The following is a 23,123-nucleotide window of genomic DNA, read 5'->3' on the forward strand; positions in this document are numbered from 1 at the left end:
GGTTGCCCGATAGATAGGGGGTAGGCACTCTTAGCACTACCCCTACAAATTTATCTGAATCATTTAGGATTGCTATACATATCGATCCAAGCGTACTCGCTCAGGCTGTGTTTCGCATCTTGACGGCTTATTAATTCTGTAATTTAGAGTGTGTGTGCTGAAACACCTGATCTGTGGGTTGGCGCGAAAATATTGACTGTGAATTCATTATTTTATCCCTTATTTTTATTGTTAATCTTAATGTCCCGAACTAAACAATAACCTTTAGTAAAGTGATAATAAAGCTTGTCCCCTTGCCCTCTGCACTTTCAACCGCAAGTGTCCCTTTATGGGCTTCAATAATACTCTTTGCTAAAAATAATCCTAATCCCCAGCCGGTTTGCTCCTGGGCACAAATGGTTCGACGAAATTGTTGAAATAGGATGGATTGAGCGTCTATGGCGATCGGATTGCCTTCATTATGGATAGTAAGGCTGACCTGCGTTTGGGTTTGCTGGAGCGTGAGTGTAATCGGCGTACTAGGCGCACCATATTTCACAGCGTTAATTGCTAAATTTTCAATCACCCGCCGTATTTCTTTACGGCTGCAAAAAGTCCTGATAGCAGGGTCAGAAACCACAATAAACCGCTCTCCATAGGCGAATCTCAAATCGTTTACTACCTCTTGGACTAGCATCTCAAAATCGCATTCTTCAAATTCAATCTTTAAGCTCTGCCCTGCCCGCAGCCGACTCGCATCTAGCAGATTTTGAATCATCGAATCCAGCCGATTGATCGCACTGAGCATCCTCGTCGCCACATCCCTATGGCTGTCTCCTGTTTCAAGCCGCCGCAGAGTTAGTTGAGTTCCCATTTTTACGACATTGATGGGATTTCTGAGGTCGTGAGTTAGCGTCACCATAAATAATTCTTGAATATCTCGCAGCGTTTCGGAGAATTGAGTGGCGGCGTCATTAACGACTTGCTCGATGGAGGCGATAATAATGTCTCGATCCTGCACTCCTAAAGGTGCTTCTTCTTCTAAAACTTGAAATATTACTTGACGGAGGAGGTGATACTCGAAAATGAGGTGAGTCATGGAGTAGTCAGCATACCCCGCCCGTTCATGCCCATGCAGCTTGCCAATCCGCGTACTTTCTACCTCGTCGGCTGTGATTCGGGCAGGTGTCCTGACAATTCTGTTTGAGAGTTCATCTACCAGTTGGTTTAAGTACAGAGGTAGGGAATCTTGCAAGACAAGAGAATTTTGATGCGTTGATGCACCGACTTCATCACGCGCCCGCTTCTCCCACATCCCCATAATTTTTTCAGCATTTTCTTTAAGACGGTCAGACGCTTCGTTCGACATCGATTCTGATTTTCTGCATGAGTGGCTCTTGAGAAAGCATTATACAGGACTTTCCCGATAATATAAGTGAAGTACCCCCCGGAAGCCGAGTTTCGTGCTGAAACTCGGCTTCTGGGGGGTACTTTATAAAGGTGAAATTTGCTGTGATTAAGGAACTAAACCCGCCATGATATTAATACTACTCCCTACAAGTGCGGTATTCAAGAAAGAGGAGAGAATGCTAGAGCAATCAAGCTCATCGCCTCAGCGCGAGCTACTCTGTACATCTGAAACTTGAGTAGTCATGCCAAGAACAAAAGAAGAGTTTGCGTAGATTTTTGAGGTAAGGTCATGGTCGATAGGATTTATTGATTTTTACGTACTTATTGAAGTTTCCACGCAATTAGACCAACAAGCACAATCAGACCTAATGCTCTACGAAAGTAATTAACGCCTTGAAATAATTCTTCCCAAGCCCAAGTAAACAAAGAGCCAAAGGCTACTAGCTCCAACCCTAAATTAATTTTACCTGTTGTAACTATGAGCGTTAATAAACTAGCTACAATCCCCACGCTCAGTGGTAGATTTGGCATCTGAGCTATAACAATTTTGCCTTCGCTGTCCCGGAATGTGCGATCGAACAATGTGTTTTCCATGAGTTTCTCGTGTCAATGTAATAAACAGAACTAGGTTAACAGTAAATACTGTAGACAGTTTTGGGAACGATACTACAAGCTTTACAGAACAAGAAGCATAAAAAAGTCAACTTAAATGCAAGTCAGGAGGGGAGATGACATTGATTTAATTATCCGCCGTGGCTCAAAGTATTTAGTAAATAAGCCATTCAGACCTAGAAAAACTGTCCGCGCTCTTGAACAACATTTAAACATCAGGTTTATGCTTGTTTATGCTTGAGAAAGTTGGTTTTCTTGATTCCCATTCATGAATTTATCCGGGTTATTTTTGTCATTATTCTAAATATTTTTGCCGTGAGGGGTTATACAGTAGTTTTATAGTAAAATTAATAAATTTAAATATCCTCTCTCGCTTGGAATAGTTTAGATGAGAATATTATCTATAATTGGACAGACATAATCTTTTTTATACTATCGCATCGAGAGCGATCGACCTCATGCTCAAATCAAAAGTCAGCAATTCACAGCTCTCAACCTTTTCGTGAAGCAGGCTTGAACCTCTGTTAGCAGTGCAGTAATTTCTGTTTGCAGAGCTTGAATAGATTTTGTACCCGCTATTTCTGCTCGATCGCTCTCAGCATCCTGACTCAGAAAAAATGTAGCCAGCATGGCTCTCAAATAACTGCATACGCGATCGCACACAACGCCAGCAAAAAACAAAGCACCCCTCCTTGGGCTGGTTTCGGAAAGTAATCAGAGCCGATCGTACTCATCAACATTCCCGTCAACCACAGCGCAGTGCTATGGGAGCATCTCATATTCGTCAAAATACTTCTTCTGGCTCCTTCCTTCTTCCTCTTCCCTCCTGCCTTCTGCCCCGCAGCAAGAGAGCCTCAAAACTCCAATTTCTAGCTGGCTGCTTTCATTGAGATGCTCCCAGTGCCATAGTCATTAATGCCAGCCCTAGCATTAGGAAATTCGCACTCAAAAGAGAGACAGCCCAGCAATAGCACAACATCATCGAAACCCCCAATTGTCTGGTTTTGGATAGGGAGTCATGGGGATTACGATGCAATATTAGCTCAGAAATAGAGTCTTCGATAGACTGTCATGATAGACGTTTAAAACTTTTTTTATTTAGAAAATCAGGCAATCAAAGTGTTGGATAATCTCGCCAAAATGATGATTTATATACAAAAAAGATTGTTTGCATAAATAACTTCCCAGCGCTACTCTGCCTTCTAGAACTTTCTTCATCCGCAAAACCAAAGAAACCGGGTTTTTTACCAAATTTGTGGGCTGTAACGAAGTATTTCGCAAAAACCCGGTTTCTAATCACCCTTCCGTAAGTCTTGTAGAACTTTTTTCATCCTATCTTAGGCATGGGTAGATCAAAGAAAAAGTAGGAGCAATTCATGAATTGCCCCTACTTTTTCGATTCAATTAGTTTCCCCAACGAGTGGGGACTTCGGTTAGATATACGCTTAGTCCTGAGCCTTATGTGGCTGTTTCCATTCAATTAGTTTCCCCAGCGAGTGGGGACATACTGACTGGCGACAGTTCCTTCGAGACCTCTCAGTTTCCATTCAATTAGTTTCCCCAGCGAGTGGGGAGTGGTTGCCGGAAAATACGTCTCCGTCGCGTGGCGAACAAGTTTCCATTCAATTAGTTTCCCCAGCGAGTCGGGAGAAATTATCCATCAGACGATCGGTTTACTGCTGATAATTTTGCGTTTCCATTTAATTAGTTTCCCCAGCGAGTGGGGAGTCGGCGCTCGGTTTGTAAGTAAAAAAGTAGCTGAGGTCAAGTTTCCATTCAATTAGTTTCCCCAGCGAGTGGGGAGTACAAACTACTAAAATCCGGGATCTGGTAGGGTTTGGGTTTCCATTCAATTAGTTTCCCCAGCGAGTGGGGAGGTTATCTTCTTTATCTACAACTTTACCTATTAAGTTTCCATTCAATTAGTTTCCCCAGCGAGTGGGGAGTCACAATGCTTTTAGTTGCGGACATGGACCAAACTCTAAGTTTCCATTCAATTAGTTTCCCCAGCGAGTGGGGAGTTTAAGAGGTAATATTTATGAATTGGGAAACTAAAAGTAATGTTTCCATTCAATTAGTTTCCCCAGCGAGTGGGGAGACCTCCATCTTACACCCTATTACAGCGCAAAGTGTCCAGAGGCAATTTGCGAGGCTCAAGCATTTTTCATGGAAATCACACCTGTGTTCGCTCACAAATAATCCATGAAACCCTTGCCCAGCAATGCTGCGAGGCTCACGACGCAAAAATGTCATTTCAGCTAATTTACCGCCAGCCTCGCAACCAACCTGACTCCGACTCCCCCAAATCGAACTCAGCCACTCCCCTCATCTCCCTCCCCGCTGACAGATGAATTTTTTGTCAAAAAGGACGATCGCACAGTGGTAAGCTACCAAAGGCATTGAAATATCTAAGGTAGAGAAAAGTTAAAATGTCGGTATTAAATGAAGTTCCCTTGTTGTTGCGGGCAGCCCGCGGCGAAACCCTAGACCGCCCGCCCGTGTGGATGATGCGTCAAGCCGGCCGCTACATGAAGGCTTATCGAGATTTGCGAGAAAAGTATCCCTCGTTTCGCGAACGTTCCGAAATTCCCGAAGTTGCGATCGAAGTTTCCCTTCAGCCGTGGCGCGCGTTTCAACCCGACGGCGTAATTCTGTTTTCCGATATTGTCACACCCATGCCCGGTTTGGGTATTGACATGGACATCGCCGAAGGCAAAGGCCCGATTATCCACTCACCCATCCGCACTCAGCAGCAAATCGACAACCTGCAACCCCTGAACCCGGAAGAAAGCTTGCCGTTTATCAAAACAATCCTGAAATCCCTGCGCGAGGAAGTCGGCAACAAATCCACCGTGCTCGGCTTTGTCGGCGCGCCGTGGACGCTGGCGGCCTATGCCGTTGAGGGCAAAGGTTCTAAGGATTATGCCATCATCAAAAACATGGCATTTTCCGATCCAACTTTACTGCATCAGTTGCTCTCAAAATTCGCAGATGCGATCGCCGTTTACGTGCGCTATCAAATCGACTGCGGCGCGCAAGTAGTGCAAATGTTCGACTCCTGGGCCGGGCAACTGTCTCCGCAAGACTACGACACCTTCGCTTTACCTTACCAGAAACAGGTGTTTGAGCAAGTCAAAAAAACCCATCCCGACACCCCACTAATTCTGTTAGTCACCGGTAGCGCCGGCCTCCTCGAACGCATGACAACATCCGGCGCCGATATCATCAGCGTCGATTGGACGGTTGACATGGCCGACGCGCGCCGACGTTTGGGCCCCAATATGAACGTTCAGGGAAATCTCGATCCGGGCGTGTTGTTTGGTTCTCAACCGTTTATTCGCGATCGAATTCTTGATACAATTCGCAAAGCGGGCCCGCGCGGACACATCCTCAACTTGGGACACGGCGTGTTACCGGGAACTCCCGAAGACAACGTGCGTTTCTTCTTTGAAACGGCAAAACAAGCCGACAAATTGCTTGCAGTTGCTGCTTGAGTCCGACAATCCGACAGGGGTTGCAACCCCTGTCTCATAGCTAAAGTCCTCTTAAGAGGACTAAAGATTAATATTTCAGTCGGTTTTAACTGACATCTTGCAGCAATATCAATAAGAGGATTTTTCGTGGGGTCGGGCGGGTTTATAGAACCTATTTGCAAGCTTTAAGGCTGTTAGCGAACCCGCCCCTACGGCTAATTGAGAATGGTGCAAGATCTCAGTTTTAACTCACCGAAGAGCACCCTTGCCAATAAAACATCCCGTAGGGGCGGGTTCACCAATAGCTTTAAAGAGTGCAGACAGGTTAAATAAACCCGCCCCCAGCCACAAAAAAGCCCTTTATTAACAATGGTGCTCTTCAGTCGGTTTCAACCGACTTTTGCTATTAGCCAGGGGTTGAAACCCCTGGCAGATTGCAGGAGAATGAAACAGCCCTATTCTCCCCCTTGCCGTCCCCCCCTTCCCCTTCTGCAAAATGAACGCCAAAAAAATTTTCATAACGGGTGCAAGTGGCTGTATCGGTCACTACATGGCCGAAACTTTGATTCAAGAAACAAACCACGAACTTTACCTCTTAGTTCGCAACCCCGAAAAATTAAAATTCGACTGGAAAGCCCGCCCCGGCATCCATATATTACAAGGCGATATGCGAGATATCGAGCAATTTGCCGAACTTCTCCAAACAATAAATGTAGCAATTGTAGCAGCTACTGCTTGGGGAGGAACTCAAGAGGTTTTTGATGTTAACGTAACGAAAACTCTCCAGCTAATTCAACTACTTTCGCCACAGACTTGCCAACAAGTAATTTATTTTTCAACTGCCAGTATTCTGGGTCGAGACAACAATTTGCTAAAAGAAGCCGGGGAACTGGGGACAGATTATATTCGCTCAAAATACAACTGCATGGTGCATTTGTCTGCCTTAAAAAATGTGCCTCCAATTACGGCACTTTACCCGACATTAGTATTGGGAGGAGACGCAGACAAACCAGTCTCTCACTTGTCATCTGGCCTGCCACTTGTGGCAAAATGGATTGGTTTGATTCGCTGGTTTAAGGCAGATGGCAGTTTTCACTTCATCCACGGCGCAGATATTGCCAAAGTAGTTAATTATTTAGTTGAACATCCGCCTGCTTCCGAGGAACCGCGACATTTTGTGCTAGGAAATCCGGCGATTACAGCTAACGAAGTGGTAGAACAAGCTTGCCAGTATTTGAATAAAAAGATATTTTTTAGGATTACTCTGTCACCTTGGCTAGCCGATTTCTTTATTTGGCTGTTCCGAATTCAGGTGGCTGCTTGGGATAGATTTTGCATCAGCTACCGCCATTTTACCTATCAAAATCTTGTGAATCCCGAAAGCATAGGAATGCCGAGTTACTGCGGCACAGTTGCCGATATGTTAAGAACTAGCGGGATTCCAGGCAAAGATTCAAATTAGTCCGTACACTCCGCACCAATAATCGGACGGGCTAGAAGCCCATCCCACAAGAAAGATTGTGGGATGGGCTTCTAGCCCGTCCCTAATTATTTTTGCGCTTCTCAAATCCCATCCCACAAGAAAAACAATTTTTGGGATGGGCTTCTAGCCCATCCCTAATTCTTTATGCTATTCAAGTCTAGTGTTTCAAATTCTTTTTTGCCTTAGTCCCATGCTTTTTAAATGCGATTATCGTCAATTAAGGGTCAAATAGGATAAGATATCAGCATTTGCACACTTTAACAGGGAACTGCAAGCTAAAAATTGCGCTCATTTTGTTGGTCTTAGGGGGTGTCACCCCTCGCCAGATATTCGATCGAGTGCAAGATCGTAATTTTAGCCTTAACGTCAGAAACCTCAGCCTAAAGGCGTGAGGCTTGAAAGAGAAATCTAACAGGCCATTCTGACCAGACTAAGCTTTAAATAGCTACGTTATTTAGGTCACGACACCCTGGGATGCGAAGCTAGTCCCTTGCTCTGTCGCTAGTGGTTAAACAGTCTTAAGGTCACGCTCGACAGTGCTGCTAGCCTAACAAGCCTTTATAACTTTGTCGAAGCTAACTTTACCCCAGAAATGGGAGTTTGGGGCAACCATTCCCTAAAAATCGGAGAGGTTGCATAAAATTCCCTCTCCGACCCCGAAAGGGGATTTAATTCAATGTAAAGCCGTCCTATAAGGACGGGGCTTCAGACCCAGTTTTTTGGTGAGGTTTAACATATAATGCGAGTTCTTTTAGTTTACCCGCTGTTTCCGAAAACATTTTGGTCTTACGAGAAAATCCTAGAATTAGTCGATCGTAAAGTGCTGCTGCCACCGCTGGGTTTGGTAACGGTAGCAGCTATTTTACCCCAAGAATGGGAATTTAAGTTAGTCGATCGCAATATTAGACAAATCACCGAAGCAGAATGGGAATGGGCAGAGCTCGTTATTCTCTCGGCAATGATTGTCCAAAAAGAAGATTTGCTAGACATAATTCGCGAAGCAAAACGGCGCGGTAAATCCGTAGCTTGTGGCGGCCCTTACCCCACCTCTGTACCCGAAGAACCTCAAGCAGCGGGCATAGATTACCTGATTCTCGACGAAGGCGAAATCACCTTGCCGATGTTTGTCGAAGCAATAGGGCGCGGCGAAAAAAGCGGAATTTATCGATCGGACGGCGTAAAACCCGATGTTACCACAACCCCAGTCCCCCGCTTCGATTTGCTGGAATTAGACGCCTACGACTCAATGTCAATTCAATTTTCCCGAGGCTGTCCTTTCCAGTGCGAATTCTGCGATATCATCGTCCTCTACGGCCGCAAACCCCGCACCAAAAACCCCCAACAATTGATAGCAGAATTAGACTGTCTCTACAACTTGGGCTGGCGACGCGGCGTGTTCATGGTAGACGACAACTTTATCGGCAACAAACGCAGCGTCAAACTGTTGCTAAAAGACTTAAAAGTCTGGCAAGAAGAACACAAATTCCCGTTTACTTTCAACACAGAAGCATCCATCGATTTAGCCCAAGATCAAGAATTGATGGACATGATGGTTGCTTGCAATTTCAATGCAGTGTTTCTAGGGATTGAAACTCCCGATGAAGAAAGCCTGCAAATGACCAAGAAATTCCAAAATACCCGCAATTCCCTGATCGAATCCGTAGAGTTAATCGCCAAATCCGGTTTGCGAGTAATGGCCGGATTTATCATCGGATTCGACGGGGAAAAACCCGGTGCCGGTCAGCGGATTGTCAAGTTTGCCGAAGCAGCAGCTATTCCGAGCACAACCTTTGGAATGCTGCAAGCTTTGCCGCATACTGCATTGTCCCACAGACTAGCAAAAGAAGGGCGGTTGCGCGACAAATCTGGCAACCTCAACCAGACTACCTTGATGAACTTCATTCCGACGCGGCCTCTCGAAGATATTGCCCGCGAATATGTCGAGGCATTCTGCGAAGTGTACGATGCTGAGAAATATTTAGACCGGACTTATCGCCATTTCTTAATGTTAGGTGCACCCACAGCAAAGATACCTGCAAGAGTTCCCAGTTGGATAGACTTGCGAGCACTGCTAACTGTGGTTTGGCGGCAGGGAGTCAAGCGCAAAACTCGGTGGAAGTTCTGGCATCATTTGTTCAGCATTCTCAAGCGGAATCCTGCGGTTTGGGATCACTATTTAACCGTCTGTGCTCACAACGAGCATTTCCTCGAATACCGCCAGATTGTGCGGGATGAAATTGAAGCTCAATTGGCCGACTTTTTGGCTAATGAGTCTCAAACTGTATATCAAGAACCTGTTGCTGTTGAGGAAAAGCAAGTGGAAGCGGTTTAGGGTTCGAGAATTCTACCTAATAGCCAGATACCCGACTTCTTAAACAAGTCGGGTATCTGGCTATTCTCTTTTGTTATCTGGGCTTACTTATAAAATTTTTGCCTTTTTTATCACCACACCCGCTGAATTGGATAAGCATCAAAAGGGAGCATCTCATATTTGTAAAAATACTTCTTCTGGCTCCTTCCTTCTTCTGGCTCCTTCCTTCTTCTGGCTCCTTCCTTCTTCTTCTTTCCTTCTGCCTCTTTCCTTCTGCCTCCTGCCTCCTGCCTCCTGCCTCAAAACTCCAATTTCTAGCGGAGGGCTGCAAAGGTGAGATGCTCCCCATCAAAAGCCTCATCACGACTAATCAAAACCAGCGAATGATTCATCGTCTGTGCTACCAGAATGCGATCGAAAGGATCTCGATGATGCAGAGGAAGACCTGCGTAAATCTCAGTGTCTTCAAATGTAATTGGTAGAATTTGAGCGTTAATGTATTGCAATTCCTTCGGCAGGTCTTCAAATGGCCGATTCAGTTGAAGCTTACTGACCTTGATTTTAATAGAGATTTCCCAAAGGCTGGCAATACTAAAATACAAACCTGTTTTAGTATCGATCGCTTCTTTTGCTTTACTACCTAGATTGGAATCGCCAAGCAAATACCACAGAAAGGCATGAGTATCTAAAAGGAAGTTCATGTTACATATATTCCTTTAAATCTTCCAGCGGTTCATCGAAATCATCAGACATAACGATCTGACCGGCCCAACTACCATAACCATGAGGTTGTTCAAGTTGTTCTTGAGATGATTCAGTTTTTGCGTGTTTTTCAAGTAAATATTTTGCATAATGCAATATCTCTTGTTTGAGAGATTCTGGCATCTTGACGAGAGTTTGAAAAATCTCTATATCGATAGTCATGATTTATGTGGAATTTTTACTATGTCATATTCACCAATTATACCGTAATTGCAGTCACAGGGTATTTAGAATGGCTATCTCGTTTAATCTAGTTTCCAAGCAGAGTCTGGAAATGTCATATCCTGCGGCTCTACCCCCTCTTGAGAGCAGGCGAGAGAGCCTCCAGAGGCATTCCCAGTTTCTGACTGAAAACTTGAAATACTACTATTGGCGACAGCAGTTATTTCGGCAGATAGAGGCGCGATCGCCCCCAAATATGAAAATCTAATTAGAAGCTCAAAAATATCAAAATAGCGATCGCCCTCAACCCGCCATGTTAGGAACAAATCAACTCAGAACCGCCGCTCTCTTAGGACTCCTAAGCGGCCTTCTCGTTTTAGGAAGTTATTATTTAATCGGCAACGAGCAAGGACTTTACATCGGTTTAGCGCTAGCCGCCTTCTCAAGTTTTAGCTCTTGGTACTATTCCGACACGGCCGCGTTAATGGCTTACCGCGCTCAGCCGATCGCCCGCAGCGAAGCACCAGAAATCTACGATATGGTAGCATCGCTGAGCGAAAAAGCCCAAATTCCGGTGCCGAAAATTTTTCTAGTTCCTACTCAATCTCCCAACGCATTCGCCACAGGAAGAGACCCGGAACACGCGACAATAGCAGTTACTGAAGGCATCATCAAGCTGCTTTCCCGCGAAGAATTGGAAGGCGTTTTAGCGCACGAACTGACACACATCCGCAACCGCGACACCCTCACTCAAGCAGTTGCAGGAACAATTGCCGGCGCAATTACATTTGTCGGGCGAATTCTGACTTTTGGAGCGCTTTACGGCCCGGTAACGCGGGATAGCAGACAAGGCGCGAATCCGTTTGGTTTGCTGTTTTTAATCATTTTAGCACCGCTATCAGCAACCGTAATTCAATTGGCGATTTCTCGAACCAGGGAGTTTGCAGCAGACAGCGGTGCAGTGGAAATTACCAATAACCCGATCGGCTTAGCAAACGCGCTGCAAAAATTAGAGAAAATGGGTCATGAAATTCCGATGCACGGCAATCCTGCGATGTCGCCGCTGCTGATTGTGAATCCTTTTTCGACTAAAGGTTTGCAGTCACTTTTCCGCACTCACCCGCCGACAGAGGAGCGCATTCAACGCCTTTTGGAAATCGCGCAGCAGCAGCAGCAAGGTACTCCAGTTATGGCTTACGTGCCCGGAATTTGAGCGTCGAAAATGCAGCAAGAATATTGAAAAACCAGGTTGTTTGAACCAACCTGGTTTTTGTTTGTTTATAATGGTAGCTGTGGTACGATCGACTCGCACAACTAATTTGCGGCGCGGGTGTGAGTAAGTGATTCCAGAATTCGATGAAAACGGCAATCTACCACGGGGAGTTCATTGGTGCGAATGGGAGGAGTTTGAGGAAAGATTTGGTACGACTGTTCCCAGAAAGAACATGATAAAGGGGTTGAAACTGGCAATGACTCAGTTAAAAGCGGCAGGTGCTAGAACTATCTATATTGATGGTAGTTTTGTTACCAGCAAAGACAAACCTAATGATTTTGATGCTTGTTACGATAGAGAAACTGTAGACAGGGAGTATCTGAGAATCAATGCTCCTAGATTGTTCAATCATCAGGATCGAAATGCCCAAAAAGCTAAGTATCGAGGGGAGATTTTTCCCTCAGACGAACCTGTAGGCAATTACGGAGAAAATTCCTTTGAATTTTTTCAAAGCGACAGAGGGCAAAACAAGAAAGGAATTATAGCGCTCGATTTAATGAGGTGGGAACCGTGATTAAAAATGAATTTGAGTACGGAGTCAGCAAAGATTGGGTGCAAAAATTCAACAAAACTCTAGCAGCAATGGAGCGGGATGAAGAAGCAAAAAGAAAGGACTTCCTCAAATGGGATGCTGGTAGAGGTTCGATTCAGCGCCATTTGGATCAGTTGCACGAAGAAATAGCAGAATATGAACGATTGATGGCGTGGGACAAGAGTAAGCCGATCGAACTTGTAGTTGAGAATTTCAATAAACTATCAGATGCTTTAATTAAAGCTCGAATGGCAGCAAAAATCAGCGTGGAAGAACTAGCAGAAAGGTTGGATATGGACCCTGAACGCCTTAAGGAACACGAGAAGAAAGATTATCAAGGTGCTAGTTATATGGAACTCCTTGAAATTAGCTGTGTTTTGGGGCTGGAGTTTAAGACGGCTGTGATGCAGGTCGATTTTGAGGAAATAGAGTTTACCAAACAAACAATAGCAGAATCGCGCTATCGAAAAAAGAAGAAGGCAAGTAAAACCGCCTAAAGATTTGAGGGTGCGATCGCGAAGACTACTGAGTTGATTGGGTTTGTTGGGTGTAAATTAGATAGGCGGGGGGCGAGGTCTCCACTAAAAGGATTTACCCCACGCTCAGCAATTCATCCAGCTTGTTCTTTAAGTCCGGTGATGCTAGTAGTGGTCTATAAACTTCACCTTCATAGGGCTTCCAAACATATCCAAGACTGAACGATCGAAAAACCGAAGATGCTCCCGTTGCTTGCCAAACAGCTTCAGCTAAAACCAATCCAGGAAAAACCAAGGCAGGCTCTTCAATCAATTCGCTGTAGGTTCTAAACTCATCTACTTCCATACCAACTAAAGCATACCGAAACGGTGGAGCAAACCGCAAACTCTGATACAGAAATATACCTATTTCCGTCATTAAATAAGCACTTTCTGGAGTGTCAATGCCAATCTCACTGATGCCACTTGGACAAACTCGACACCACCAATTTTCTTCTATGTCCTGAAAAATTTCTGCCCGACATTGGGAATGTCTACCGTTTGAGATCACCCAGGAAATTTCATTGAAATATTGAGCAAATTGCTGTGCTTCCGATTGCTTTGTGCCACATTCAGCCGATAAGCTAAACACCCATGCCATTTCTGTTCTCCCGTTGAGTAAATTAAACTATCAAACTTTTTCCCATTCGTTCTGTGTCTGGGCGAGGGCTGCTTCATAACGATCGCCAGACCAATCATAATGTAATTCCTGCATTGATTGGATGCGATCGCTTTTGATGCGTGAGGGGCGATCGCGCAACTCGTAGAATCATCGCGCTGTTTGGTATTTGCTGTGAGGGGCGATCGCTCTTTATGCGCGATGGGCGATCGCTCTCTGTAGAATCATCGCTTTGGAATGGTGGAAATGGATAAGATTGTGAGTGGAAAAATTTGTTCGGCTGCACTCAATCTTGGTGAGCATGTTTCAAGCTTAGGCATCCCGCTCATTATACAGATAATCAATATATAGCAATCCTAAATGATTCGTGTAATTCTTGTAGGGGCAATCCCCCCGTGGTTGCCCCGATAGATAGGGGGTAGGCACGGGGAGTAGGGGTAGCACTACCCCTAGATATTTTTACAAATGATTTAGGATTGCTATAGCTAAAACAACAGGACTCACAATCATTTTTCTACAAATCCCCACTCATGAAAATCGATGCAAATATTTATCTGAGATTGAATCATATCACCAGGTCCTACACTACCATTTGGGGCGGCTCCTAATCTTGCCCGAAAGTCATACATACAGTCTTCACGACCATCTTGAATTGTAATCTTTGTCTTTTGTCCAGGCCGTAATACCTCAGTACCTAATATATCCTCTTCCCAAGAATTGACATTTGCAGGTGAAGCAAAAAATCTTTCGATGTTTCGACTTGTTTGATTTGTCAAATTAAAAGAGACAGGTCTATTCCTGAAGATACGCGGACCAGATGAAGAAGGCGATGACGAGGACGGTGGCGAAGTCGGTGGCGAGAACGGTGGCGGAGTCGGTGGCTGTTCGTCTAGACCTATACTTATCAGTATGAAAAATATACCTAAGCTCGTTGCCAGAAAACGTGAAAACTTCCCTATTTGAGGTATTTTCAGTTCTTTTACCTGAAAACCACCTCCAAAAATGCCGATCAAAAGCAAGATGCTACCTAAGATAAAAGTTAAGATTTTGAGTGTCATAAAGTTATTTCTTCCTAATTAATAACCGATTGGAGGACTGTGTATAAAACGGCAAGCGTTTAGTCCCTGGTTTACTCTTTAATACTTCTTCTATAGTTTTTATAAATCAGGGCTTTGTTTAGTCAAAAAATGTTCAATTTAGTCTACAAACTTTCCCTGATCTCACTCTGTTTAATCTATTTTTGTATAAAATTGTACAAAAAAGTGCTAAAAGGCCGGCAAACGTGAGCTACAATACACAAAACTCTCGCATCTCCCTGCCAGATGAATATTAAAGAAATGTTAAATATCGCCGATCGCATAGTCTTCGAGAAAACGGGTAAGCACCTTGACGATTTACAAGCAGCGGTACTGCGGGGAACTCTACAACGCGAGACATACAAGCACATAGCCAAACACTTTGACTGTTCTGAAAGTAGTGTGAAGCAAGTTGGTTCGCAATTATGGCAGATACTTTCTGAAGAGTTGGGAGAAGATGTTAGTAAAACAAATTTTCGCTCGGCAATGGAGAGATTGCAAGTCTCCTTATTTTCAAATGTTGTACAAGATCACGTTCGAGTTCGTAATATTAATTTTTGTGGAGAAGCTAGATACCCGCTAGATATAACAAACTCACACCCACCTAATCAAGAAACAGCTAACTCAAAACAAACTAAAACTCTACATCAAGATTTAAGCGAAATGCCGGAGTTGGGTGATTTCTTCGATCGCACCCCCGAACTCGACACCCTCACCACCTGGATTCTACAACAACGCAGCCGCCTGATCGCGCTCACCGGCATCAGTGGCATCGGAAAAACATCCCTAGCAGTCCAACTCTTACAGCAAATAAAAGATGAATTTGAATGCGTCATTTGGTGCAGCATCGACGCATCCTACACCCCAGATGAATTTGAACATAAACTAATACAGTTTTTCTCGCATTCAGAAAAACAAGATTTATCCCCAACCAACCAGAAACGCTTACCACTAATTAAGTATTTACAAAACCATCGCTGTTTAGTAGTCTTAGATGACGTTCACAACCTTTTCTGTAGCGGCGAATTGGCAGGAAAATATAAACCAGAGTATGAAGAATATCGCTCCCTATTCAAACAGATAGAAAAACTTTCCCATCAAAGCTGCTTTCTGCTAATCGGTTGGGAACAACCCAGAGAAGTGACTCAATTTAAAAACCCAAATACTCCAATTCGCACTTTACAACTCAAAGGTTTAGACATCGCAGCCGGACGGGAAATTCTCAGAGAGTACGGGTTAGAAGAAATCGACAACAGTGAAGCACTCATTCACCGCTACCAAGGCAACCCCCTATGGTTAAAAAGTGTGGCGAATCTGATTGAAGAGTTGGGAATCAGCGCGACAGAATTATTACTAGATGATACCATATTGTTGCCGGAAGATTTGAAAGATGTTTTACAGCAGCAGTACGATCGCACTTCCGAACTAGAAAAACAAGTTATGTCATTGTTGGCTAGGGAAAACCAGCCAGTCAACCTAGCAAAATTGCTAGAAAAAGGACAAATATCCTCATCAGATTTACTCAACGCGCTCCAATCTTTATCGCGGCGCTGCTTGATAGAAAAAGAAGGAAGTCTTTACACTCTTTCACCTGTATTCAGGCAGTATATCAAAGGGTTGTAACTGAGATGTTGCACCAATATCAATAAAAACCCCGTTTCTATGCTCAATGCGTAAGTCGTATAGCAATCCTAAATGATTCAGATAAATTTGTAGGGGTAGTGCCCCCGTGCCTACCCCCTATCTATCGGGCAACCACGGGGGGATAGCCCCTACAATAATTATGCAAATGATTTAGGATTGCTATATAAAATAGATATAAAATATAAATTGATGCTGCTAGCAATGGAGTCATCCCATGACCGCAACAATTCCTACTCAAACCTTGCCAGAAATCATCTACCCAGACAGCGACGGAAAACCAATGTCTGACAACACCAAACAGTTCCAATTAATTGTAAAAATTCAAGGCGGCATAGATGCTTTATTCAAAGACAACGAAAATGTCTTTGTAGCAGGTGACTTGCTGTGGTATCCCGTCGAAGGAGATAACAAAACACGCCAAGCACCTGATATTATGGTAGCTTTTGGCAGACCAAAAGGCGACAGAGGTTCCTACCAACAGTGGCTTGAAGATAATATTGCGCCGCAAGTTGTCTTTGAAATCATCTCCCCCGGCAACCGACTGGGAGAAATGTTTAAGCTGTTTAAGTTCTACGAGAATTATGGAGTCGAAGAATATTATATCTATGCTCCAGAGGATAATGAGTTAATGGGTTGGGTGCGAAGTGACGGAGAACTCAACTATATTGAATCAATAGAAGGTTGGGTAAGTCCGCGTTTGGAGATACGTTTTGAAACTGCATCGGGAGACTTGGAAATTTATCGTCCCGACGGACTGAAATTTTTGTCTTATGTGGAGTTGTCAAGACAGATGGAACAAGCACAGCAAAAAGCCGATCGCCTATCTGAAAAACTACGAGAAATGGGGATAAATCCAGAGGACATTTTAAGCTGAATTATCTCTACAACGGTTTAATTAAACAGGATTTACGAACTCCGAATCAAGAAACCGGGTTTTTTACCGAATCTGCGCCTACAGCGCGTCTTCTCGTAAAAACCCGGTTTCTGGGCCTCTACTCCCAATAAAGAAACCGGGTTTTTTACCGAATCTGCGCCTACAGCGCGTCTTCTCGTAAAAACCCGGTTTCTGGACTCTCATGGGTAAGTCCTATTCAACCCTGTTAAACTGAAGCCGCCACCTTATCTAAAGGCCGCACTTGACGGAGGAATTCGCGAAGTGCGTCACCTTCCACCACCTCAGTTTCCAACAGTTTCTGCGTAATTGTTTCCAACAATTCCCGATTTGCTTTCAGAATATCCAAAGCTTGCTGATGTGCAGTTTCGACAATTTCCTTCACTTCTTGGTCGATCGCCTCAGCAGTCTGAGCACTTACCGCGCGGCGGGCATTTCCCATACCGTCATTGAGGAACATTGCTTGTTGACCCCGATCGTAAGCTAGAGGCCCCAAAACCTTACTCATCCCGTAAGTCGTCACCATCCGTTCCGCTAAATCAGTCGCCCTTTGCAAGTCATTTGAAGCGCCAGTAGTAATGCTACCAAACACCACTTCCTCAGCCGATCGCCCTCCAAGCAGTGTAGCAATCTGACCGCGCAATTCCGATTCATCCAACAAGAAACGGTCTTCAGTCGGTACTTGCAACGTGTAACCCAATGCTGCCATACCGCGCGGGACGATCGATATTTTGGCCACTTCGCCGCCGCCGGTCAGTGCAGCACCAACCATCGCGTGCCCGACTTCGTGGTAAGCCACAATCTTTTTCTCTTTTTCATTGAGCACCCGGCTTTTCTTTTCCAAGCCAGCTACAACGCGCTCAAACGCCTCAAAAAAGTCTTCCTGCGCCACAGTTAGTCGCTTGTTACGAGCAGCTAACAAAGCAGCTTCATTGACCAAATTTGCCAAATCTGCGCCCGAAAAACCGGGGGTACGAGTGGCGACGGCCTTCAAGTCAATATCCGGGCCCAACTTCACTTTTTGAGAGTGAATGTTCAAAATTTCTTCGCGGCCAGATAAATCCGGGCGATCGACTAAAACTTGGCGATCGAAACGGCCAGGGCGCAACAAAGCAGCATCCAAACTTTCCGGGCGGTTAGTTGCAGCCAGCACAATTACCGTAGTATTGCCCGCCGCAAAACCGTCCATTTCAGTTAATAATTGATTGAGAGTTTGTTCGCGCTCATCATTCCCACCGAAGCTAGCGTTACTGCTGCGGGATTTGCCGATCGCGTCCAATTCATCAATGAAAATAATACAAGGAGCCTGTTTCTTAGCCTGATCGAATAAATCTCTAACTCTTGCAGAACCAACACCTACAAACAGTTCCACAAACTCCGAACCGGAGATGCTAAAAAACGGCACGCCAGCTTCACCAGCCACTGCTTTTGCTAACAGCGTTTTGCCAGTTCCCGGAGGCCCGACTAACAGCACGCCTTTCGGGATTCTCGCGCCAATTGCCGTAAATCTGTCAGGAGTTTTCAGGAATTCAACAACTTCGACTAATTCAGTTTTAGCCTCTTCTACTCCAGCCACATCAGCAAAAGTAATTTTCGCCGATTCGCCTTCTACATAGACCTTAGCTTTGCTTTTGCCCAGCGAGAGCGCGCCCTGCGGCCCGCCACCCTGCCTGTTCATGAAAAATTGAAAAATAGCCACAAAAATCAGCGGCGGAACTACCCAGCTTAAAACACTGCCGATCCAGCCATTTTTAGCTGGCGGAGTTGCCGCAAATTCAACGCCTTTTTCTTGTAAAAGTTTAGGTAATTCCAGGTCAAAAATCGGCGTAGTGGAGATCACTTGACCGGGTTTGTCGCCTTCGCCTTTGAGTTGGTAGCGAATTTCATTTTGACCTACTGAAGCTCTGACTACATCTTGTTCTTGTACTTGATGGACGAACAAGCTGTAAGGCACTTGCGGAATTTGGGGGCCGAACAAATTGGGTAAAAAGATGTTTGCCAGCAAAAACAAACTTGAGAGCAATAACAAAATATTGCTAATTTGGCGAAAACGAGGTGGTTGGGGCTGGTCTTTAATGGCCATTGATAACTGTCATCCTTTGATTTAAAGCAGTTTTATTCATCTATTTTCTCATCAAATACCCACACACTGTTAAGCGGATTTCCTCACTTTATCGGGTGGGTTAACCCGCTAGCACCGATGTGCTATTATTAACAATGTTTTTTTTAACGAACCGCGAAGACGCTAAGGACACGAAGGAAGAGAAGAGAAGAGCGTTATAGTATGTAGGGTGCGCCTCAGAATACCGAATATTTATGCAGCTTCTGGGTTTAACTGAATCATTTCCCAAGTGGTATAAGTGCCGATCGCACCCCAAATCGCGTAAGGCAAAAGTAACAAAGCGGCGGTTTGAGAAATCGGCAAAACAGCCAACGTCAACACAACTCCCAAAATCTCGCCAGCCCCTCCCAAAATCGTCCCTACTTTGAGACTTTTGGCTCTGAGAGTAGCAGGAATATAAGCAACTGTGACAATTTCTAAAAGCAAGTACAAAGCCATCAACAGCCATGTTTTGAGACTACTGGGTTCCTGTTCCCACACGAAAGTAGCGCTGCCGGCCCCGCAAGCAAAAATCACCGTCCAAATTAACGGAATAGCAGGCTCAAAAAACATCCAATCCGGTCTTTGAAGTTTGACGGCCCAGTTAATATCGCGCAGTTTAAAAAACAGAGTACCGAAGGCGACTGAGAAAGTCACACCGCCGATAATCATCCAAGATTCAATCATGATTTTCAACTTTCCAATTGCTCGATCGCTCATTAAGTCGATCGTGTCAAATCAAAGCCGAACTTAGATCCGCCTATAGTAATAACTTTTGTAAAGCCCGATGCAATTATTGCTAACCGCCCGACACATTTTTAGCAAACTCTTCGCGTCCAGACACCAAATTAGCTGGAACCCCGTTAGGGAAATTTTGCGCGATTAAAGCTTGCAACTTTTGAACTCGGTTTTCCGGGTTTGGGTGAGAACTCAAAAACTCCGGCGGCGCTTCGCCCTTCCTAGCGGCACCGAGGATTTGCATCACCTCAACAATACCTCTAGGATCGTAACCAGCTTCGGTCATAAACCGAAAACCGAGCCGATCGCTCTCAAGTTCATCGGATCTACCGTACCGCAAACCGACAACTTGATTGACAGCTTGAGCAATTAATGCTGCCTGCTGCCCGCCCCCGCGATCGTCGCTAGTAGCCACTCCAACCGCCGTTACCAAAGACCTGCCCAACTGCTGTTTTGCCAAGTGTTCCGCACCGTGACGCGCCACAACGTGACCGCTTTCGTGCCCCAGTATAGCGGCCAACTGAGCCTCGGAATTTAGCCGCCCCAGGAGTCCGGCGGTAATGAAAACTTGTCCGCCAGGTAGAGCAAAAGCATTGACAGTTTGGGCATCTCGCAGCAGGTGGAATTCAAACGGATAACCCGCTTGTTTCGCGGCCGAACCGTTGACAACTCGTGCTCCTACTCGATCGAGATACTGCTGAAGACTCTGGCTGGGATAAAGCCCCCCGTGCTGCGCGGCCATTTTATCTCGCGCCTGCAATCCCAAAACTATCTCTTGGCGGGGAGAAAGCTGCACTCGCTGTCTTTCTCCAGTTACCGGATTTTGTACGTCGTTTGTAAAATAGGTGATTGCCCCAAAAAATGCCATTAATAGCCCGATCGCGGCTCGAAATAAAAATTTATTCACAGGCTTTTACCTAAAAAGTTTAGCGATTATAATACTAGGGTGACTACTCTCTCGACATCTGTCTGAAGTATCAAGAAGGGAAAGTTGTTAGAGTTTTTTGATATAATTTGCGAACAAGGCTTTTTTTAACGAACCGCGAAGGCGCGAAGGACACGGAGGAAGAGAAGAAGAGAAGATAAGAAGGTTATAGTTATTAAATTGGTTAAACTGAGATGTTGCACCATTGTCAGCAACAGGCAAGATGCCTGTTCCACAAAGAATAGATTTTCTTGTGGAACAGGCATCTTGCGTCAGCAACAGGCAAGATGCCTGTTCCACAAAGAATAGATTTTCTTGTGGAACAGGCATCTTGCCTGTTCAGAAAAGGCTAATTGAGAATGGTGCAACATATGAGTTAAATCTGTTGAATCAATTACACAATCCGTTGCCGAACTTCCTTCGCAATATGTTTCAAGCTACCCGTCGCCGCCTCGCTATTTGGTATACTGCCGTTACTGCTGTATTGTTACTTGTATTCGCCACTGGTTTCTATTTATACGTCCGCACTACTTTAATCGATCGCATTGACGACACCCTCAATCATGTTGTAGAAGTAATAGAGCGAACTCTCGTTATCGAACCGCTAAATTTCCCTAATAGAGAAGATAAAATTAAGTTACAAGTTAATATTCAAGCGAGTTTTCGAGATAGCACCGATGCAGTAGAAGACGACCACATTGATTTAGAATGGTTCAGTCCTACGGGCGAATTGCTGTGGTCTACATTATCGGAACCGCTGAATATTCCCATTCACGCTAACCGCACCGGCGAAACAGTTTGGATAATTAATAATAAGTTGCAGTCGGATCAAAACTATTCTCTCAGACAAGTAACGCAGCGAGTACAAATCGGCCGCCAAGTTCTGGGATATTTGCGAGTCAGCCATCCTTGGTTTGAAGTGACAAAACCCATCCGCCAATTAATTCTCGATTTGATTTTGGGCGCGAGTTTAACTCTAATTTGCGTTGCAGCTATTGGCTGGCTGCTGTCGGGATTGGCGATGGCACCGATTCGGGAGTCTTACGGGCGTCTCAAACAGTTTACCGCTGATGCTTCTCACGAACTCAGAAATCCGATCGCCACTATTCAAACTAACGTCCAAGTAGCTTTGGCGGAACCGGATATCGAACCGCAGCAGCATCAACAGCTACAAGTTATCGAACGCCTAACGCGGCGTTTGGGGCGCTTGGTTGATGATTTGCTGTTTTTAGCCAGACAAGACAGCGGTATCGTTCAGCAGCAGTGGATTGAGGTTCCCCTCGATGCTTTGCTGATGGAGGTAATTGAAGAACAACAGGCGATCGCCACTACCCAAAATCTCTCTCTTTCTTTGGAAATTGTCGATCTGCCCAACGCTGAGGACAACTTTACACTGTTGGGAGACTGGGATCAACTAGCCCGACTGTTTACCAATATCGTCAGCAACGCCGTGCAGTACACGCCCTCTGGCGGCGAAATTGAAGTAGAATTGCAACTTGCTGCTAAAAACAAAAGAAATTCGCCGATATTAAATCCAGCGCTGCAAATCAAAGTAACAGACACCGGCATCGGGATTTCCGCAGAAGCCCTGCCGCATTTGTTCGATCGATTCTACCGCGTAGATCCCGCCCGAACCCATCGCAGCGCCGCCGGTTCCGGTTTAGGATTAGCAATCGCCAAAGCAATTGTCGAAAATCACCGCGGCCAAATCCGCATTGACAGCCAAGTCGATCGAGGTACCGCCGTTACCGTCACCCTCCCCGCCCACAAATCAGAAGCATCCCACCTCTAAAACTTCCCCTCCTCCTCTGCGCCCTCTGCGCCCTCTGCGGTTAAAAAAAAATCTACCCCTCAAGCCTGATTCTTCTTACCTCGCGCCCAAACCAAGCTATTAAAATTCAATTCCCGCATAGATTAACATGAACTTTGTTGGACAACCTCGATCGAACTTGTGAGGAGTTATTTATGTTTCGCCACAATCTACCGTTTAAAAAAATCAGCTTGCTAGCAGCCACCTGCGGAGGTTTACTCGTTAGTCTCGCAACACTTTCCCAGGCCGGGGGCCCACCGCCCCAACAAGGAAAACCCGTTTCCCAACCTGCAGAGACTCCCGCAGCCACTGAAGAACCCGTCAGCGAACCAACTCCGGCTGCGAGTCCGGGCCTCAGCGGGATGCCCTCTACACCAACAGACGCGCCTGCCCGCTTCCCCATGCCCAGTGCGCGAGTTACGCCTGCCGAAGGCATGATAGTAATTAAACTGGTGAATACCACCAATGCGGTCATCAATTATCAAATCGTAGGCGTCACCCAGCCGCGCACTCTGGGCGAACAATCGGAAATTTTGCTGAAAACCATCCAAGTGCCAATCACCCTCACTTACCAGCGCCCAGACGGCGGATTGCTGCTGGTTCGCCCCCAAGCAACCGCGATGCCGGGAATGTTGCAAGTCAGTTTCGGCGCGACAACTGAGTTGGACGCTGATACAAAATCGCTGCAAATTCAGGAAGATGGCAAGGTAGTTTTGAATTAGTTTAACGGTTGACTGTTGACTGTTGACTGTTGACTGTTGACTGTTGACTGTTGACTGTTGACTGTTGACTGTTGACTGTTGACT

At 45.3% G+C, this 23,123-nt stretch carries 24 protein-coding genes and 1 CRISPR repeat array; of the genes, 10 read left to right on the forward strand and 14 right to left on the reverse strand.

All coding sequences use genetic code 11. The annotated features are described in order from the left end of the window. Nucleotides 1–250: 250 nt before the first annotated feature. The 3 genes from QUA00_RS30940 to QUA00_RS30950 all read right to left on the reverse strand — a co-directional run bounded on the left by QUA00_RS30940 (nucleotide 251) and on the right by QUA00_RS30950 (nucleotide 2,682). Nucleotides 251–1,348, reverse strand: a complete 1,098-nt coding sequence (locus tag QUA00_RS30940; RefSeq protein ID WP_333412240.1) for a HAMP domain-containing sensor histidine kinase — start codon at nucleotides 1,346–1,348, stop codon at nucleotides 251–253. 362 nt (nucleotides 1,349–1,710) lie between these two features. Then, entirely contained in the window at nucleotides 1,711–1,983 is a 273-nt protein-coding gene (locus QUA00_RS30945; RefSeq protein WP_333144149.1) for a hypothetical protein, read from the reverse strand. Nucleotides 1,984–2,475: 492 nt separating this feature from the next. Continuing rightward, nucleotides 2,476–2,682, reverse strand: coding sequence for a hypothetical protein (locus QUA00_RS30950; protein ID WP_333412241.1), 207 nt, complete (start codon nucleotides 2,680–2,682; stop codon nucleotides 2,476–2,478). A gap of 711 nt (nucleotides 2,683–3,393) precedes the next feature. Continuing rightward, a CRISPR array of direct repeats spans nucleotides 3,394–4,099; the repeat unit is 36 nt; unit sequence GTTTCCATTCAATTAGTTTCCCCAGCGAGTGGGGAG. A 331-nt stretch (nucleotides 4,100–4,430) separates the two neighbouring features. Here QUA00_RS30950 and hemE point away from each other — a divergent pair. The 3 genes from hemE to QUA00_RS30965 all read left to right on the forward strand — a co-directional run bounded on the left by hemE (nucleotide 4,431) and on the right by QUA00_RS30965 (nucleotide 9,289). Further along, nucleotides 4,431–5,495 (forward strand): uroporphyrinogen decarboxylase, encoded by a 1,065-nt coding sequence (gene hemE, locus QUA00_RS30955; protein ID WP_333412242.1) that lies wholly within the window; start codon nucleotides 4,431–4,433, stop codon nucleotides 5,493–5,495. A gap of 475 nt (nucleotides 5,496–5,970) precedes the next feature. Then, nucleotides 5,971–6,936 (forward strand): NAD(P)-dependent oxidoreductase, encoded by a 966-nt coding sequence (locus tag QUA00_RS30960; protein WP_333412243.1) that lies wholly within the window; start codon nucleotides 5,971–5,973, stop codon nucleotides 6,934–6,936. 760 nt (nucleotides 6,937–7,696) lie between these two features. Beyond that, complete coding sequence (locus QUA00_RS30965) at nucleotides 7,697–9,289, forward strand: B12-binding domain-containing radical SAM protein (protein ID WP_333412244.1); 1,593 nt, start codon at nucleotides 7,697–7,699, stop codon at nucleotides 9,287–9,289. Between the two features lie 153 nt (nucleotides 9,290–9,442). Here the strand turns inward: QUA00_RS30965 and QUA00_RS30970 are convergent, their stop codons facing one another. The 4 genes from QUA00_RS30970 to QUA00_RS30985 all read right to left on the reverse strand — a co-directional run bounded on the left by QUA00_RS30970 (nucleotide 9,443) and on the right by QUA00_RS30985 (nucleotide 10,518). Further along, on the reverse strand, nucleotides 9,443–9,571 hold the full coding sequence (locus tag QUA00_RS30970) for a hypothetical protein (protein ID WP_333412245.1): 129 nt from the start codon (nucleotides 9,569–9,571) through the stop codon (nucleotides 9,443–9,445). Nucleotides 9,572–9,582: 11 nt separating this feature from the next. Further along, nucleotides 9,583–9,969, reverse strand: coding sequence for a type II toxin-antitoxin system VapC family toxin (locus tag QUA00_RS30975; RefSeq protein WP_333412246.1), 387 nt, complete (start codon nucleotides 9,967–9,969; stop codon nucleotides 9,583–9,585). 1 nt (nucleotide 9,970) lies between these two features. Next, on the reverse strand, nucleotides 9,971–10,192 hold the full coding sequence (vapB, locus tag QUA00_RS30980) for a type II toxin-antitoxin system VapB family antitoxin (RefSeq protein ID WP_333144142.1): 222 nt from the start codon (nucleotides 10,190–10,192) through the stop codon (nucleotides 9,971–9,973). Between the two features lie 83 nt (nucleotides 10,193–10,275). Then, on the reverse strand, nucleotides 10,276–10,518 hold the full coding sequence (locus QUA00_RS30985) for a hypothetical protein (protein WP_333144141.1): 243 nt from the start codon (nucleotides 10,516–10,518) through the stop codon (nucleotides 10,276–10,278). Here QUA00_RS30985 and QUA00_RS30990 point away from each other — a divergent pair. The 3 genes from QUA00_RS30990 to QUA00_RS31000 all read left to right on the forward strand — a co-directional run bounded on the left by QUA00_RS30990 (nucleotide 10,506) and on the right by QUA00_RS31000 (nucleotide 12,494). Beyond that, nucleotides 10,506–11,405, forward strand: a complete 900-nt coding sequence (locus tag QUA00_RS30990; protein ID WP_333307976.1) for a M48 family metalloprotease — start codon at nucleotides 10,506–10,508, stop codon at nucleotides 11,403–11,405. The genes QUA00_RS30985 and QUA00_RS30990 overlap by 13 nt on opposite strands. A gap of 127 nt (nucleotides 11,406–11,532) precedes the next feature. Continuing rightward, on the forward strand, nucleotides 11,533–11,979 hold the full coding sequence (locus QUA00_RS30995) for a DUF6932 family protein (protein WP_333267386.1): 447 nt from the start codon (nucleotides 11,533–11,535) through the stop codon (nucleotides 11,977–11,979). Beyond that, nucleotides 11,976–12,494, forward strand: a complete 519-nt coding sequence (locus tag QUA00_RS31000; RefSeq protein ID WP_333144138.1) for a DNA-binding protein — start codon at nucleotides 11,976–11,978, stop codon at nucleotides 12,492–12,494. Before QUA00_RS30995 ends, QUA00_RS31000 begins: the two co-directional genes overlap by 4 nt. Nucleotides 12,495–12,588: 94 nt before the next feature. Here QUA00_RS31000 and QUA00_RS31005 read toward each other — a convergent pair whose 3' ends face one another. The 3 genes from QUA00_RS31005 to QUA00_RS31015 all read right to left on the reverse strand — a co-directional run bounded on the left by QUA00_RS31005 (nucleotide 12,589) and on the right by QUA00_RS31015 (nucleotide 14,189). Continuing rightward, entirely contained in the window at nucleotides 12,589–13,113 is a 525-nt protein-coding gene (locus QUA00_RS31005) for a hypothetical protein (RefSeq protein WP_333144137.1), read from the reverse strand. A gap of 94 nt (nucleotides 13,114–13,207) precedes the next feature. Continuing rightward, complete coding sequence (locus QUA00_RS31010; protein ID WP_333412247.1) at nucleotides 13,208–13,417, reverse strand: hypothetical protein; 210 nt, start codon at nucleotides 13,415–13,417, stop codon at nucleotides 13,208–13,210. Nucleotides 13,418–13,637: 220 nt separating this feature from the next. Next, on the reverse strand, nucleotides 13,638–14,189 hold the full coding sequence (locus QUA00_RS31015) for a hypothetical protein (RefSeq protein ID WP_333412248.1): 552 nt from the start codon (nucleotides 14,187–14,189) through the stop codon (nucleotides 13,638–13,640). A 264-nt stretch (nucleotides 14,190–14,453) separates the two neighbouring features. Here QUA00_RS31015 and QUA00_RS31020 point away from each other — a divergent pair, with 264 nt between their 5' ends. Together QUA00_RS31020 and QUA00_RS31025 are read left to right on the forward strand one after the other, a co-directional pair. After that, on the forward strand, nucleotides 14,454–15,830 hold the full coding sequence (locus QUA00_RS31020; protein WP_333412249.1) for an NB-ARC domain-containing protein: 1,377 nt from the start codon (nucleotides 14,454–14,456) through the stop codon (nucleotides 15,828–15,830). A gap of 235 nt (nucleotides 15,831–16,065) precedes the next feature. Next, complete coding sequence (locus QUA00_RS31025; RefSeq protein WP_333144133.1) at nucleotides 16,066–16,725, forward strand: Uma2 family endonuclease; 660 nt, start codon at nucleotides 16,066–16,068, stop codon at nucleotides 16,723–16,725. 226 nt (nucleotides 16,726–16,951) lie between these two features. Here QUA00_RS31025 and ftsH4 read toward each other — a convergent pair whose 3' ends face one another. The 4 genes from ftsH4 to QUA00_RS31045 form a co-directional block, all read right to left on the reverse strand. Beyond that, the gene (gene ftsH4, locus QUA00_RS31030; RefSeq protein WP_333412250.1) at nucleotides 16,952–18,826 is read right to left on the reverse strand and encodes an ATP-dependent zinc metalloprotease FtsH4; all 1,875 of its coding nucleotides are present in this window, start codon (nucleotides 18,824–18,826) and stop codon (nucleotides 16,952–16,954) included. A gap of 231 nt (nucleotides 18,827–19,057) precedes the next feature. Continuing rightward, the gene (locus tag QUA00_RS31035) at nucleotides 19,058–19,531 is read right to left on the reverse strand and encodes a tryptophan-rich sensory protein (protein WP_333144131.1); all 474 of its coding nucleotides are present in this window, start codon (nucleotides 19,529–19,531) and stop codon (nucleotides 19,058–19,060) included. Between the two features lie 112 nt (nucleotides 19,532–19,643). Continuing rightward, the gene (locus tag QUA00_RS31040; RefSeq protein ID WP_333144130.1) at nucleotides 19,644–20,489 is read right to left on the reverse strand and encodes a M48 family metalloprotease; all 846 of its coding nucleotides are present in this window, start codon (nucleotides 20,487–20,489) and stop codon (nucleotides 19,644–19,646) included. An 87-nt stretch (nucleotides 20,490–20,576) separates the two neighbouring features. Beyond that, nucleotides 20,577–20,837 carry a hypothetical protein gene (locus QUA00_RS31045; protein WP_333144129.1) on the reverse strand — a complete coding sequence of 87 codons (261 nt, stop codon included), beginning with the start codon at nucleotides 20,835–20,837 and terminating at the stop codon, nucleotides 20,577–20,579. A 97-nt stretch (nucleotides 20,838–20,934) separates the two neighbouring features. Here QUA00_RS31045 and QUA00_RS31050 point away from each other — a divergent pair, with 97 nt between their 5' ends. Both QUA00_RS31050 and QUA00_RS31055 read left to right on the forward strand, forming a co-directional pair. Continuing rightward, nucleotides 20,935–22,299, forward strand: a complete 1,365-nt coding sequence (locus tag QUA00_RS31050) for an ATP-binding protein (RefSeq protein ID WP_333412252.1) — start codon at nucleotides 20,935–20,937, stop codon at nucleotides 22,297–22,299. 173 nt (nucleotides 22,300–22,472) lie between these two features. Continuing rightward, on the forward strand, nucleotides 22,473–23,039 hold the full coding sequence (locus tag QUA00_RS31055; protein ID WP_333412251.1) for a hypothetical protein: 567 nt from the start codon (nucleotides 22,473–22,475) through the stop codon (nucleotides 23,037–23,039). Nucleotides 23,040–23,123: the final 84 nt, after the last annotated feature.

The sequence above is a fragment of the Microcoleus sp. T2B6 genome (assembly GCF_036700475.1).
Taxonomy (GTDB): Bacteria; Cyanobacteriota; Cyanobacteriia; order Cyanobacteriales; family Microcoleaceae; genus Microcoleus.

Bases quoted from the DNA above. Each gene is read 5' to 3' on its own strand.
- QUA00_RS30940 (WP_333412240.1), bottom strand. From the start codon at position 1,348: ATGTCGAACGAAGCGTCTGACCGTCTTAAAGAAAATGCTGAAAAAATT.
- QUA00_RS30945 (WP_333144149.1), bottom strand. From the start codon at position 1,983: ATGGAAAACACATTGTTCGATCGCACATTCCGGGACAGCGAAGGCAAA.
- hemE (WP_333412242.1), top strand. From the start codon at position 4,431: ATGTCGGTATTAAATGAAGTTCCCTTGTTGTTGCGGGCAGCCCGCGGC.
- QUA00_RS30960 (WP_333412243.1), top strand. From the start codon at position 5,971: ATGAACGCCAAAAAAATTTTCATAACGGGTGCAAGTGGCTGTATCGGT.
- QUA00_RS30965 (WP_333412244.1), top strand. From the start codon at position 7,697: ATGCGAGTTCTTTTAGTTTACCCGCTGTTTCCGAAAACATTTTGGTCT.
- QUA00_RS30975 (WP_333412246.1), bottom strand. From the start codon at position 9,969: ATGAACTTCCTTTTAGATACTCATGCCTTTCTGTGGTATTTGCTTGGC.
- vapB (WP_333144142.1), bottom strand. From the start codon at position 10,192: ATGACTATCGATATAGAGATTTTTCAAACTCTCGTCAAGATGCCAGAA.
- QUA00_RS30990 (WP_333307976.1), top strand. From the start codon at position 10,506: ATGTTAGGAACAAATCAACTCAGAACCGCCGCTCTCTTAGGACTCCTA.
- QUA00_RS31005 (WP_333144137.1), bottom strand. From the start codon at position 13,113: ATGGCATGGGTGTTTAGCTTATCGGCTGAATGTGGCACAAAGCAATCG.
- QUA00_RS31015 (WP_333412248.1), bottom strand. From the start codon at position 14,189: ATGACACTCAAAATCTTAACTTTTATCTTAGGTAGCATCTTGCTTTTG.
- QUA00_RS31020 (WP_333412249.1), top strand. From the start codon at position 14,454: ATGAATATTAAAGAAATGTTAAATATCGCCGATCGCATAGTCTTCGAG.
- QUA00_RS31025 (WP_333144133.1), top strand. From the start codon at position 16,066: ATGACCGCAACAATTCCTACTCAAACCTTGCCAGAAATCATCTACCCA.
- ftsH4 (WP_333412250.1), bottom strand. From the start codon at position 18,826: ATGGCCATTAAAGACCAGCCCCAACCACCTCGTTTTCGCCAAATTAGC.
- QUA00_RS31035 (WP_333144131.1), bottom strand. From the start codon at position 19,531: ATGATTGAATCTTGGATGATTATCGGCGGTGTGACTTTCTCAGTCGCC.
- QUA00_RS31045 (WP_333144129.1), bottom strand. From the start codon at position 20,837: ATGCCTGTTCCACAAGAAAATCTATTCTTTGTGGAACAGGCATCTTGC.
- QUA00_RS31050 (WP_333412252.1), top strand. From the start codon at position 20,935: ATGTTTCAAGCTACCCGTCGCCGCCTCGCTATTTGGTATACTGCCGTT.
- QUA00_RS31055 (WP_333412251.1), top strand. From the start codon at position 22,473: ATGTTTCGCCACAATCTACCGTTTAAAAAAATCAGCTTGCTAGCAGCC.